This window comes from Tsuneonella sediminis, assembly GCF_051912845.1.
Lineage (GTDB): Bacteria > Pseudomonadota > Alphaproteobacteria > Sphingomonadales > Sphingomonadaceae > Tsuneonella > Tsuneonella sediminis.
Genome location: NZ_JBNCBU010000001.1, coordinates 356223 through 369434, shown reverse-complemented (window position 1 = coordinate 369434; position 13212 = coordinate 356223). Strand labels below are relative to the sequence as shown.

The following is a 13212-nucleotide window of genomic DNA, read 5'->3' as shown; positions in this document are numbered from 1 at the left end:
TGAGGGAGAAGGTCCGATGACCGAAGAACGCATCACTGAAACTCGCGACCCGGCAACAGGCGATACCCATACCACCCACACTGTCATTACCGACGGAGATCGGCGCGGCGGTGGATCGGGCTGGCTGATCGCCATCGTCCTTCTGATCGCCGTGGTCGCAGGCTTTTTCATCTTTTCGAACATGAGCGGATCCGAGGTCGCAAAGGACAACGCGATCGCAGATGCTGCAAGCGATGTCGGCAACGCAGCCCAGCAGGTCGGCGACGCGGCGCAGGATGCCGCCGACAACCTAAACACTAACTAAAAGGGCATTCGCCTCGCTGGGAAGGCCCGCCTTGTCGCCGAAGGCGGGTCAGTCCTGCTCGCCCAGTGCAGTGAGAATATCCCTCAATGAGACGAGCTTGAAGTTCTGGGGGGCGTGCCGCGTCCGTCCCGCGTCGTAATCGCGGTTCTTTCCATCCTGCGCTACGAAAATGCCCTCAGGGAAGGACCTGCCGAAGGGTCGGTGGTCGAGCGCTATTCCGTCGGTGTCCTCCGCGCCATCCACCGTGCCGCCACCGATCCGGAATCCTCCCACAAACGCGCCGTCTGGAAGGCGGAAAACCGAGAAACTGTCATCGCCCTGGCTCGAGGCGAACAGCAGCCCCGCATCCCGCCCACGCGGCAGGATCGCCAGCCCTTCGACGTCCTTGTGCAGTCGAACACCGTCGACGGCTGCGAACTTGACCGGACGCATCGAGCTGTCTGGATCGGTGCCGAACCGCCAGATCGCGACCTTGTCTTCCGCCACGTAAAGGTGTCCGGTGCGGGGATCGGAAACGCAGCCCTCGCTCCGGCTACCGAGGTCGTACCGGCGCACCGATCGTCCCGTTGGCTTGGTGCCCGTGAAGTCGAGTTCCACCTGCTCGATCACCCCTTCCTCGTAAACCATGAAGGCACCGAGGCTGTCTTCGCGGCTATAGAGGCACAGGCCGTAGGCTTCGCCGCCGGCGAGGTGAATAGCCCCCATCGGAACGAACGTCGGCACCGATGTGTCGAGGCGGAACAGGCGCAGGACGGGGCGCTTCCTGTCGCCCCGATCGGAAGCGGCGACGACGACCGCTGGCTTGCCCGCGATGACAACGCGCGGGAAGATGTCGACGTTGTTCAGCGCACCCAATCTCTGGAAATTCAACAGCCTGCCGGTGAGATCGTGGACGGCGAGACCAGCTTTCTTGTCGGTCGACACGATCAGGCTCGCTTGCGGATCGTCGGGATTGCGCCAGATCGCAGGGTCGTCGGCGCGGTCCCCGAGTTTGGTCGTGACGGGACGGGTTTCGGCGACCGCGGGCACGTTTGGCAAGGAACCGGACGTAGCCGCCAGCATGGCCAAGGCGCCTGTCGCAGCGAGAGAGCGAGAAATGGTCATGACTGTTTTCCCGGGATACCCGGACAACGGCCCCTTTGCCCCATGGTTTCCCAGCACAATGCCCCCGTCCTGCCGCCAGGGACGGGTGTAAAGTTTACCGACATTTCACTTCTCGGGCCTAGGGATTCGTTTACCCTGACTGGAGCGCGCCCGGACCACGACGATGATCCGTCTTTTCAAGCACTACATCCCGCATGCGGTGATGCTGCTCGGGCTGTTCGACCTCGTCCTCCTGCTGGCGGCGGGGGAGGCCGCCTGGCTATTCCGCGCGTCGCAGATCGGCATCGACTCCGGCCCCGTCGCCGATCGTATCCCCATGCTCGCCGGTTTCGCCGGAACGGTGTGGCTGGCGATGATCGCGGTCGGAACATATGGCGCGGATGCCCTGCGTTCGATGCGATATGCCGGCGCGCGCCTCCTGGTGGCTGTAAGCCTCGGCATCATCGCGCTGTCGTTCGTCGATTTCATGCTGCCTGGCCACACGTTCTGGCGTTCGACGCTGCTCTACGCGATGACCCTTGCCATCGCGTTCCTGATGGCAAACCGGATGCTGGTGGGCAGCGTGATCGGCGCGGCCGCGTTTCGCCGCCGTGTACTGGTTCTGGGTGCCGGGAAAAGGGCGCAGCGCATCAAAACGCTGGCCGAACGCCCGGAAAGCGGTTTCGCTGTCGTCAGCTTCATCGGCATGAACGAAGGCACGCCGCAACTCGACGAGGCTATCCCGCGAAGTGCCATCCACGACCTCGGTCGTTTCGTCGAGAACATCGGGGCGAGCGAGGTAGTCCTGGCGCTCGAGGAGCGCCGCAATTCCCTTCCGTTGAAAGACCTCCTGCGGATCAAGACCCACGGCGTCCATGTGAATGATTTCTCGAGTTTCCTCGAGCGTGAGACGGGCCGGGTCGATCTCGACACGCTCAATCCGAGCTGGCTGATTTTTTCCGACGGTTTCTCGAGCGGGCGGATGCTGTCGGGTGCCGCCAAGCGGGTGTTCGACGTCATCGCGAGCGGCCTGCTGCTCGCGTTGACCTTTCCACTGATCGCGCTCTTCGCGCTGCTGGTGAAGCTCGATAGCAAGGGTCCGGCGTTCTTCCGCCAGACCCGTATCGGCCTCTACGGACAGCCGTTCACCGTGCTTAAACTGCGGTCCATGCGGCTAGACGCCGAGGCCGGCGGTGCGCGGTGGGCGGAGAAGGACGATCCTCGGGTGACGCGGCTCGGCCGTTTTATCCGCAAGGTGCGGATTGACGAGCTGCCGCAGGTGTGGACGGTCCTTGCCGGCCGGATGAGTTTCGTGGGACCAAGGCCTGAGGTTCCCGACTTCGTCACCGATCTCGAGGACAAGCTGCCATACTATGCCGAGCGGCACATGGTGAAGCCGGGCATCACCGGGTGGGCGCAGATCAACTATCCCTACGGGGCCAGCGTGGAGGATGCCCGCGCCAAGCTCGAATACGACCTGTATTACGCGAAGAACTACACTCCTTTCCTCGACCTCCTGATATTGTTGCAGACGGTGCGCGTCGTGCTCTGGCCCGAGGGGGCGCGCTGATGGACCCGGATCCGTTCTGGCAGGTGCTCGGGTTTTTCCTTAACCTTGGCGGCGCGGTGACCTGCGCGGTCGTGGTGCTGGTCCTCGCACGGCGCACGGCGCATCCGCGGCGCGAGCGCGGCGCGGCCATCGTCGCGATCGCCCTGAGCGCGGCGTGGTGCGTCACCAGCGCCGCGTTCGGCCCGGGGTCAAGCCTCCCCGCCCTGCTTGAATCCGGGCGCAATCTCGCCTGGCTGCTGGTGCTTTACCGATTGTTCGGCAACGATGGGCGCGATCACAGCCTCGCACCGATCCGGCCGCTGATCTTCGTGCTTGCGACCGTCGAGTGTCTTCAGCCCGCGCTTCTCGTTCTCGAGCTCCGCTCGGGTGGATCGGAACCGGTGGGCGAACTGGCCTTCTCGGTGTCGGTCCTGTTCCGGGCGCTGGTGGCAGTGGGTACCCTGGTGCTCCTCCACAACCTCTACGCCGGCGCATCGGCCGTATCGCGCCAGATCCTGCGATGGCCCGCGGCTGCCCTTGCGGGGATGTGGGCATGGCAGCTCAATCTCTACGCCCTCGCGTGGATCGGCGGCAGCCTGCCGGACGAACTCGTTGCACTGCGCGGGATCGTCGCCGGAATGGTCGCGGTGCTGTTCGCGATCGGAGCGAATGCTCGCGCGGCGGAACTCCGGATCGCGCCGAGCCGGACGGTGGCCTTCCAGTCGCTTTCGCTGCTGATCATCGGTGGCTACCTATTCGCGATTACGCTGCTGGCGGAATCGTTGAGCCTGTTCGGGGGCGGCCTGTCGCGGCTCACCCAGGTCGGTTTCCTGTTCGCCGCGGCTACGTTCGCAATCCTCTGGCTCCCATCGAAGCGGGTCCGGGGATGGCTGCGGGTCAAGGCGTTCAAGCACCTGTTTCAGCACCGTTACGATTATCGCGCCGAATGGCTGCGTTTCACCGGTACCATCGGGCGGGCAGGTGCCGAAGCTCCCGCGCTGCCGGTCCGCGCCGCGCAGGCGCTGGCCGACATTACCGACAGCCAGGGCGCGGTTCTGCTGCTGCCCGGAGACGCAGGCGGCATGTCGCTCGCGGGGGCCTGGCAGTGGGACGAACTCGAAGTTCCCGCATCACCTTTCGACCCCGAGGTCGTTGCCTGGCTCGAGCGCAGCGGAAGGGTGGTCGAACTCGACGAGGCTCGCGTGGGCGAGGGCGGAAGCATGCGCATGCCGGACTGGCTCATGGGGGAGACAAGCGCGTGGGCCGTCGTACCGCTGGTGCATTTCGACCGGCTCGCGGGGGTCGCGATCCTTGCCCGGCCTCCGATCGCTCGGCGGCTCGACTGGGAAGATTTCGATCTGCTCAAGGTCGTCGGCCGTCAGCTCGCCAGTTACATCGCTGAACAGGCGGGCCACGAAGCTCTGGTCGAGGCATCGCGATTTGACGAATTTAACCGCCGGATCGCGTTCGTGATGCATGACATCAAGAACCTTGCCAGTCAGCTCTCGCTGCTTGCCCGCAACGCAGAGCGCCACGCGAACAACCCGGAATTCCGTGCCGACATGCTGGTTACGCTGACGACAAGCGCAGCGAAGCTCAACGCCCTGCTGACCCGCCTCGGTCGCTACGGCGCACCGGGCTCGGCGGTCTTGGCACCGTTCGACCTGGCAGCGATCGCGAATCGTGCCGCCGACCGTTACACCGGCGTGCACAGGGTCGAGGTTACCCGCGCGGATCCATGCATGGTACTCGGCGACTCCGACGCGCTAGAGCAGGCGCTGGTGCACCTCGTGCAGAACGCGATCGAGGCGAGCGATCCCGCGACGCCGGTGTATCTCGAGGTATCTTGCGACGGGCTCCAGGGCCGTCTCGAGGTGATCGATTCCGGGACCGGAATGAGCCCGCAGTTCGTCCGCGACAGGCTCTTCAAGCCGTTCGTTTCGTCGAAGGACGGCGGGTTCGGCATCGGCGCCTTCGAGGCGCGGGAGCTTGTTCGAGCCATGGGCGGCAGGCTCGAAGTCGAATCGCGGGAAGGCCTCGGCACCCGCTTCGCCGCAGTTCTTCCACTTTCCGCCGCCGCCGGCATCGGCAGCCGGCAAATCGCTCGGGAGGAGGCCGCGTAATGGCCGACAACAGAAAGAAGCTCCTCGTGGTCGAGGACGACGAGGGCCTGCGGGCACAGCTCAAATGGGCCTACGACGATTTCGACGTCGTGATGGCGGCCGATCGCGACAGCGCCCTCGCCGCCTTGCGCAGCGACGAACCGGCAGTGGTCACGCTCGACCTCGGACTGCCTCCCGACCCCGATGGCACCAGCGAAGGATTCGCAGTGCTTGACGCGATCATGGCGCTCAAGCCCGATACCAAGGTGATCGTGGCCTCGGGGCACGGCGCACGCGAAAGCGCCCTGCGCGCGATCGAGCGCGGGGCATACGATTTCTACCAGAAGCCCGTCGATATCGACGCCCTCGGCCTGATCGTGCGTCGCGCCTTTGCGCTGCACGAGATCGAGGCGGAAAACCGCAGGCTCGCGGCCCGCGTCGGCGAGGACAGGACCGTGCTCGGAACGTTGATCACCGCCGCTCCCGAAATGGCCAAGGTCGCGCGCACGATCGAGCGGGTCGCCAGCACCGGAGTGTCGGTCATGCTGCTCGGCGCGAGCGGCACGGGCAAGGAGCTCCTCGCGCGCGGGCTGCACGACGCGAGCGACCGGCGCAGCGGAGCATTCGTCGCACTCAACTGCGCGGCAATCCCGGAAACGCTGCTCGAAGCCGAACTGTTCGGCCACGAAAAGGGCGCGTTCACCGGTGCGGTCAAGAGCACTGAGGGAAAGATCGAGCAGGCCCACGGGGGCACGCTGTTTCTCGACGAGGTCGGCGACATCCCGCTGCCGCTGCAGGTCAAGCTGCTCCGTTTCCTGCAGGAACGGACGATCGAACGCATCGGCGGGCGGACCGCCATCGCAGTCGACACCAGGATCGTGTGTGCGACGCACCAGGATCTCGAAGCGATGATCGCCGCGGGCACGTTCCGCGAGGACCTGTTCTATCGCCTGGCGGAAATCGTCGTGAAGATCCCTACCCTGGCCGAGCGGCCCGGCGATGCCGTCCTGCTCGCCAAGGCCTTTCTTCAGCGGTTCGCCGCCGAGATGAACCCGTCGGTCAAGGGATTCGCGCCCGATGCGCTCGCGGCGATCGACGGTTGGCGCTGGCCGGGCAACGTGCGCGAGCTGGAAAACCGCGTGAAACGCGCGGTCATCATGACCGATGGAAAGCTTGTCGGCGCCGAAGATCTCGATCTGGCGCCGCATGCGGGCGATGGGTGTGCCGAGACGCTCAACCTCAAGAGCGCGCGCGAGCGATCGGACCGCGCGATGATCCGTCATGCGCTGGCGCGGAGCGAGGGCAATATTTCGAGTACCGCCAAACTGCTCGGGATCAGTCGTCCCACGCTCTACGATCTCATCAAGCAGTATGATCTTTCGACGTAACCTGGTCCTTGCGCTGGTGTTGACGCTGGCTGCTTGTCGAGGACCGTCTTCTGAAGCGACTGCGCCGGACGACTGGCAAGCCATGCTTGCCGCCGGGGACGGGATTGCGGCTGAAGTGGCACTGCGCCGCGCGTTGGATCGCGGCACCCCGGCCCCGTTACTCGCGCCCTGGCTCGGGGAAGCCGAACTGCAGCAGGGCGACCTTCGCGAGGCCGAGCGATGGCTTGCAAGTGGAGAACTCGCGCCCGAAGTGGCGGGTCACGGTTTTCATATGCTCGGCCGCCTGCGGATGCGACAGGGCGATCTTCCGGCTGCGGGGCGGGCGTTCGACAAGGCGCTCGCCGCCGGGACAGCCGATGATCCGGAGCTGTGGGTCGACATCGGAAGATTGCGGTGGCGCGGGGGAGAACAGGCCCAGGCGGCCGAGGCAGCGGACCGTGCACTCGCCCTGGGACCCCGGAACCCCGCCGCGCTGCTGCTTCGCGCGCAGCTGCTGCGCGAATCGGCCGGCAACGCGCATGCGCTGCCCGTGCTGGAACAGGCGCTCGGCGCCTCGCCGCGAAATCCCGACATCGTTGCCGAGCATGCTGCGACGTTGGGCGAACTGGCGCGCGCGACGGAGATGCTCGCCATGGTCCGCCGTCTCGCGGAGACTGCACCTGGCGACCCGCGCGCGCAGTTCCTCCAGGCCGTTCTCGCCGCGCGCGGGGGAAAGTACGATGTCGCCCGCAGCCTGCTGCAGCGCAGCGGCGATGCCGATCGCCAAGTCCCCGCAGCGATGCTCCTCCTTGGTATCGTGGACATGGAGAACGGGAACTACGCCAGCGCTGCGCAAGGATTCGACGCACTGGCGCGCCGCCAGCCCGACAATCGCCGGGTACGGCTTCTCCTCGCAAGGGCGCTGGCGCTCGGTGGCAACCACCGCGAACTCATTGCCCGCTTCGGGACTGAAGGGGACGATCCCTACCTTGCGGAGCTTGTCGGGCGCGCGCACGAGGCGCTGGGCGAACGCGAGAAGGCCGCGCCATATCTCGACGCCGCGCAATCGGGCGGCGCGCTGCGCATCGTGCCCATCGCCCCGCGGGCCGCGATCGAGGTGGCAGAGCGGCGAACCGCCGGAGAAGGCGTCTCGGTCGTTGACCTCGTCCGCGGCCTCCTCGTGCGGGGACGCACGACCGAGGCGCGTGCCGCAAGCAACGCCTTTCTTCGCGCCAACGCAGGGTCGGCAGATGCCGCAGCCCTTGCAGGCGACGCCGCATTCGCCGCCGGCGACGCCCGCGGCGCGGCGGCACTGTATGCGCGGTCTGCGGGAATTCGCCGGAACTGGCCGCTGGTCAAGCGCTTGGCCGCCGCGCTCGACCGGTCCGGACGCCGGGATCAGGCCACCGAGGCGATAGCGGCCCAACTTGCCGCCGAGCCTGCAAATGCGGACGCAGCCGCCCTGCTGGCGCGCCGCATGCTCGACCTGGGCGAGACGGGCCGGGCAAGGGATCTGATCGAATACGCGCGGTCGCGCGATCGCAACGATCCCCTTCTCAAGAGGCTCGGCGCAAGCTGATCGCCTCGACAATGCGGCTGCTCGCGGTCAATGGCGCCGTGATGCGCGTATTTGCCAAGATCGACCTGATGGTACGTCTTCTCGTGCTGGCTATCGTCCTGGCCAGCATCATGCCTGCCACGGGTGAGGCGCGAACGATTGCCCAGTGGGTTTCGAACGGCGCGATCTTCCTGCTTTTCCTGCTCAACGGCCTGCGCCTTCCGCGCCGCGAAGTTCTGCAGGGGCTGGGCCACTGGCGCTTCCTTCTACCCGTGACGGTCTGGTGTTTCGGAGCAATGGCCCTGGCCGGCAAGGGGCTGGAAATCGCGCTGGGCGGCACCTTGCCCCCGCTGGTGGCGCTCGGCTTCCTCTATCTTGGCGTTCTGCCATCGACCGTGCAGTCGGCAACCGCCTACTCCTCGCTTGCTGGCGGGAACGTCTCCCGCTCGGTTGTCGCGGCGGCGCTGACGAACATCCTCGGCGTCTTCGTCTGCGCGCCCCTGTTCGCCGCGCTGGGCGGGGGAGGGGCGGCGGACCTGGGCCTTTCGGGACTGGGCAAGGTCTTCGGCATCCTCATTCTCCCGTTCGCGATCGGCCAGCTGCTGCAGGCCCGGCTCGAAACGTGGACGGCCTCACACCGGGACCTGGTGACCTGGATGGACCGGATCTCGATCGCGATCGCGGTCTACGTGGCTTTTTCCGGTGCGGTCGAACAAGGTCTCTGGACCCTGGTCGGACCAGGCGACTGGGCTTTGCTTCTGGCGGCGGTCTGCGCGATGCTGGCATTTGCGTTTTGGGGGTCGTGGGCACTCGGCGGCGCCATCGCACTCGGCAGGCCCGAGAGGATCGCGTTCCTGTTCGCCGGCGCGCACAAGAGCGTCGCGATGGGCGCGCCGCTTGCCGCGGTGCTCTTCCCGCCGCAGGTTGCCGGGATGGTCCTCCTGCCCCTGCTCGCCTACCACCTGCTGCAGCTTGTGGTGAGCGCGCCGCTCGCTACCCGGCTGGCAGACCGCCCTCAGAATTCTCCGGGTTCGACCGGTTGAACCGGACCGACCACCATAGCGACAGGCCAATCAGCACCGCGCCGATGAGGCCGGTCACGGTTTCGGGAATGTGCCACCTGGCCGAAAGCAGCATGATCGCTCCCAACACGATAATCGCCCAGAAGGCGCCGTGCTCGAGATAGCGGTATTGCGCGAGGGTGCCTTTCTCGACGAGGTGGATCGTCATCGACCGCACGAACATCGCGCCGATCGACAGGCCAAGTGCGATCACTATCATGTTGTTGGACAGGGCGAAGGCACCGATCACGCCGTCGAAACTGAAGCTCGCGTCGAGGACGTTGAGATAAAGGAAACCGCCGAGCCCGCTGCGCACGACGGCTCCGGCAAGGCGTTGCTTCTGTTCGTGAAGTTCGAGCAGGGTGCTGACCCCCTCGACCGCGATGAAGGTCACGATCCCGAGGATTCCGGCCACGACGAAGGTCAGCGCGTCGGCATCGGGAAGAAGCAGCGAAATGCCCCAGATGGCCAGCAGCAAAAGGCCGATCTCGGCGGCGGGCAGCGCAGCGAACCGGCCGAGGAAACGCTCGAAAACCTCGATCCAGTGGACGTCCTTCTCGCCGTCGAAAAAGAATTTCAGCCCCACCATGGCGAGGAACGCGCCGCCGAACCCGGCAATGCCGATGTGCGCGCTCGACACCAGCCTTTCGTATTCGACAGGATCATTGAGCGACAGGCGGATCGTCTCGACCGGGCCTATCCCGGCCGCGATCGCCACGATCGCAAGCGGAAAGACGATGCGCATGCCGAACACCGCAAAGGCAATGCCCCAGGTGAGGAACCGTTTTTGCCAGACCCGGTCCATGTCCTTGAGCACCGATGCGTTGACCACCGCATTATCGAAGCTGAGCGAGATCTCGAGCACCGACAGCACGACGATGATCCACAGCATCTGCGCGGTACCGATTGCCGTGCCCGTGCTCGATATGCCGTACCAGACGCCCAGCCCTAGACAGGCGAGCGTGAAGATCAGCGAGAAGCCGTAATACCGCTTGAGCGTGTTCATGTGGGGATTGTCCGGCTTTAATTCTTGGGCTGGTAGGTCTGGTCGGCGGTCGGGAACGCCCGCTCGCGAACCTCTGTGGCGTAGGTTTCGGCCGCCTTGGAGATGACGCTGGCCATGTCCTCATAGCGTTTCACGAAACGCGGCACCCGCTCGAACATGCCGAGCATGTCTTCCGTCACGAGCACCTGGCCGTCGCACTGCGCGCTCGCGCCGATGCCGATGACGGGGATTGCGAGCGCATCGGTCAGTTCGATCGCGATCGGCTCGATGACGCCCTCCGCGACGACCGCGAAGGCGCCTGCGTCCTGCACCGCCCGGCCATCGGACATGATCTTGGCGTGCTCCTCCTCGCTGCGCCCGCGCGCGCCGTAACCGCCCAGCGAGTTGACGGCCTGCGGCGTCAGGCCCACGTGCGCCATGACCGGAATGCCGCGGCCGGAGAGAAACGCTATCGTCTCGGCCATCGCCGCGCCGCCCTCCAGCTTGACCGCGGCGCATCCCGTCTCGGCCATGATACGGCTGGCGCTTTCGAAGGCCTTCTGCGGGCTGGCCTCGTAGGAGCCGAACGGCATGTCGACGATCACCAGGCTGTGATAGCTGCCGCGCACGACCGCCGCGCCGTGCGCGATCATCATTTCCAGCGTTACCTGCAGCGTCGAGGGCAGCCCGTAGATGACCTGCCCGAGTGAGTCGCCGACCAGCAGCATGTCGCAGTGCTGGTCGAGCAGCTGGGCCTGCCGGGCGGTGTAGGCGGTAAGCATCACCAGCGGATCGGCCGTCTCGCCGTCGGTCTTGCGTGCCTTGATCGCCGGCACCGTCAGGCGCCGCATCGGCTGCGGGGTGGGGTGCGCCCGGCTGGTGGCGGTGTCGAGCTGGAAGGTGGTGGACATCGCGCACCTCCTAGCCGCGCCACCGATGCGGGGAAAGCCCGGACATTTGGCTTGCCTTGAGAGAGCGGGGCGCTAGCTTCGCGCGCCATGAGGGAGGCAGGCCGCCATGGCCGCCTGACAAAAGGGAATACGGGTCCATGCTACTCGACCGCGTAAAGCCGCTAGACGCCATCCTGGCGACGGCGGAAAAGAAATCGCTCAAGCGCACGCTCGGTGCGTTCCAGCTCATGCTTTTCGGAATCGGCTGCATCATCGGCACCGGTATCTTCGTGCTGACCGCGGCGGGTGCGCAAAAGGCCGGCCCCGGCCTGATGCTCGCGTTCGTGATCGCCGGCGCGGTCTGCATCGTCGCCGCGCTCTGCTATTCCGAGATCGCCGCAATGATCCCCGTCGCGGGTTCCGCCTACACCTACAGTTACGCGACGATGGGCGAATTCCTCGCCTGGACGGTCGGCTGGGCGCTGATACTCGAGTACGCGATCGCCGCGTCCGCGGTCTCGGTCGGCTGGTCGGGGTATTTCACGGGCACGATCCTGAACGATACCTTCGGAATAGCACTGCCGGCCTGGCTCACGGCCGGCCCGCTTGCCCTTGGCGGCGCGCCGGGCGGCTTCATCAACCTGCCGGCGCTGATCATCGCATTGCTGGTGACCTGGCTCCTCATGATCGGCACGAGCGAAAGCGCCAAGGTCAACGCGGTGCTGGTGCTCATCAAGGTCACCGCGCTGACCGCGTTCATCGCGCTCACGCTGACCAGCGCCGAGTTTGATGCGGAGCGCTTCAATCCTTTCCTTCCCGCCGGCGTGTTCGGCGGCTGGGGAACCGGCGTCGGCGCGGTGGGCGCGGCGGCAACGATCTTCTTCGCCTATGTCGGCTTCGATGCGGTCTCGACCGCGGCTGAAGAGACCAAGAACCCGCAGCGGAACGTGCCGATCGGCCTCGTGGGATCGCTGCTCTTCTGCACCGTGTTCTACATCCTCGTCGCGGCCGGCGCGATCGGCACGATCGGCGGCCAGCCCATCATGGGACCCAACGGCGTGCCGTTCCCGGCCGGATCGGCCGAACTCGCCCGTCAGTGCGCGATGCCGCAATACGCCGACGCGCTGGTGTGTTCGAACGAGGCGCTCGCTCACGTCCTGCGGCAGATCGGCTTCGGTCCGATCGGCAACATGCTCGGCTACGCCGCGATTCTTGCCCTGCCTTCGGTGATCCTGGTTCTGCTGTTCGCGCAGACCCGCATCTTCTTCGTGATGAGCCGTGACGGACTGCTGCCCGAGGGCCTGTCCAAGGTTCACCCCAAGTGGCGCACGCCCTACGTGGTTACCGCGATCACCGGGGTGGTCGTGGCGATTGCCGCGGCGTTCTTCCCGGTCGGGCAGCTGGCCGACATCGCCAACGCGGGCACGCTCTACGCGTTCCTCATGGTGGCCGTGGCGGTAATGCTGCTACGGCGGTCCGATCCCGACCGCCCGCGGACGTTCCGCGTTCCGGGCCTGATCGTCATCGGGCCGCTGACGATCGCGGGATGCCTGTTCCTGTTCCTCAACCTGCCGAGCGCCGCCATGCTGGTGCTGCCGATCTGGACGGTGATCGGCCTGCTGGTCTATTTCGCCTATAGCCGGCGCAACAGCCACCTTGGCCGCGGGATCGTCGAGGTCGTCGACGACATCGGCGGTCAGGAGCACGACTTCCCGATCGACACCCCCGAAAGCCACCGCTGAGGGGACACCCACAAAAAAGGGCCGCTCCCTCGCGGGGGCGGCCCTTTTGCTTGTCCGCTTCATGTCAGAGCGAGGTTTCGGCGTGCTTGCCTTCCATGTCGTCGCGTACGTCCATGCCGAGCGCCATCTTGGCGGTAGTCAGCAGGCTCTGGTCGCCGCTCCAGATTTCGGCTTCGCCCAGGTCCATCCGCAGCATCAGGAGGTTGGGATCGTCCTTGCCGCCCGGGAACCACGCCTCGACGAAATTGGACCATTGCTTGTCGAGCCGCTCGCGACTTGTCTCTTCGACGAGGGTGCCCTCGAAGCGGGCGAACATGTCGTGGTCCTTGCCTGCGAACGTGCAGGTGGCGGGTCCCATCTGCGCGAGGTGATGGCCGCGCGAGGTGAAGAACCAGATCGCGCTGTTCGCATCCTTGTCAAGCTGCGCGGTCATCGGCACGGCATCGCCGGCGGCCGACCGCAGCGACACGAACACGAATGGGGAATCGGCCAGGCTCCTCCAGAATTTCTGTTTCAGCTCGTCGGCGTTGCCGGTGTCGTATTTCATGACTGTCTCCTTCGCTGGGCGAAC

The 13212-nt window shown here is 65.9% G+C and carries 11 protein-coding genes; 7 read left to right on the top strand and 4 right to left on the bottom strand.

Annotated features, from left to right (window positions below; genetic code table 11):
• Nucleotides 1–16 precede the first annotated feature (16 nt).
• The gene (locus ACPV3N_RS01875; RefSeq protein ID WP_440113866.1) at nt 17–304 is read left to right on the top strand and encodes a hypothetical protein; all 288 of its coding nucleotides are present in this window, start codon (nt 17–19) and stop codon (nt 302–304) included.
• A gap of 48 nt (nt 305–352) precedes the next feature.
• Here ACPV3N_RS01875 and ACPV3N_RS01870 read toward each other — a convergent pair whose 3' ends face one another.
• A complete protein-coding gene (locus tag ACPV3N_RS01870; RefSeq protein WP_440113863.1) occupies nt 353–1408 on the bottom strand; it encodes a phytase in 1056 nt (351 codons plus the stop codon).
• 163 nt (nt 1409–1571) lie between these two features.
• Here ACPV3N_RS01870 and ACPV3N_RS01865 point away from each other — a divergent pair, with 163 nt between their 5' ends.
• The 5 genes from ACPV3N_RS01865 (at nt 1572) to ACPV3N_RS01845 (ending at nt 9006) form a co-directional block, all read left to right on the top strand.
• Complete coding sequence (locus ACPV3N_RS01865) at nt 1572–2957, top strand: TIGR03013 family XrtA/PEP-CTERM system glycosyltransferase (RefSeq protein ID WP_440113860.1); 1386 nt, start codon at nt 1572–1574, stop codon at nt 2955–2957.
• Nucleotides 2957–5059: an XrtA/PEP-CTERM system histidine kinase PrsK gene (gene prsK, locus ACPV3N_RS01860; RefSeq protein ID WP_440113856.1), complete on the top strand. Its 2103-nt coding sequence runs from the start codon at nt 2957–2959 to the stop codon at nt 5057–5059. The genes ACPV3N_RS01865 and prsK overlap by 1 nt, the downstream gene beginning before the upstream one ends.
• Nucleotides 5059–6426, top strand: coding sequence for a PEP-CTERM-box response regulator transcription factor (prsR, locus tag ACPV3N_RS01855; RefSeq protein WP_440113853.1), 1368 nt, complete (start codon nt 5059–5061; stop codon nt 6424–6426). The genes prsK and prsR overlap by 1 nt, the downstream gene beginning before the upstream one ends.
• Nucleotides 6427–6541: 115 nt before the next feature.
• Nucleotides 6542–7984 carry a tetratricopeptide repeat protein gene (locus ACPV3N_RS01850; protein WP_440113851.1) on the top strand — a complete coding sequence of 481 codons (1443 nt, stop codon included), beginning with the start codon at nt 6542–6544 and terminating at the stop codon, nt 7982–7984.
• Between the two features lie 11 nt (nt 7985–7995).
• The gene (locus tag ACPV3N_RS01845) at nt 7996–9006 is read left to right on the top strand and encodes a bile acid:sodium symporter (protein ID WP_440113848.1); all 1011 of its coding nucleotides are present in this window, start codon (nt 7996–7998) and stop codon (nt 9004–9006) included.
• Here the strand turns inward: ACPV3N_RS01845 and ACPV3N_RS01840 are convergent.
• Together ACPV3N_RS01840 and panB are read right to left on the bottom strand one after the other, a co-directional pair.
• Nucleotides 8957–10030, bottom strand: coding sequence for a DUF475 domain-containing protein (locus ACPV3N_RS01840; protein ID WP_440113845.1), 1074 nt, complete (start codon nt 10028–10030; stop codon nt 8957–8959). The two genes, ACPV3N_RS01845 and ACPV3N_RS01840, sit on opposite strands and share 50 nt — an antisense overlap.
• A 17-nt stretch (nt 10031–10047) precedes the next feature.
• On the bottom strand, nt 10048–10920 hold the full coding sequence (panB, locus tag ACPV3N_RS01835; protein ID WP_440113842.1) for a 3-methyl-2-oxobutanoate hydroxymethyltransferase: 873 nt from the start codon (nt 10918–10920) through the stop codon (nt 10048–10050).
• Nucleotides 10921–11057: 137 nt separating this feature from the next.
• Between panB and ACPV3N_RS01830 the strand changes: the two genes are divergently transcribed.
• Nucleotides 11058–12641 (top strand): amino acid permease, encoded by a 1584-nt coding sequence (locus tag ACPV3N_RS01830; RefSeq protein ID WP_440113839.1) that lies wholly within the window; start codon nt 11058–11060, stop codon nt 12639–12641.
• 64 nt (nt 12642–12705) lie between these two features.
• Here ACPV3N_RS01830 and ACPV3N_RS01825 read toward each other — a convergent pair whose 3' ends face one another.
• On the bottom strand, nt 12706–13188 hold the full coding sequence (locus ACPV3N_RS01825; RefSeq protein WP_440113836.1) for a pyridoxamine 5'-phosphate oxidase family protein: 483 nt from the start codon (nt 13186–13188) through the stop codon (nt 12706–12708).
• Between the last annotated feature and the right edge of the window lie 24 nt (nt 13189–13212).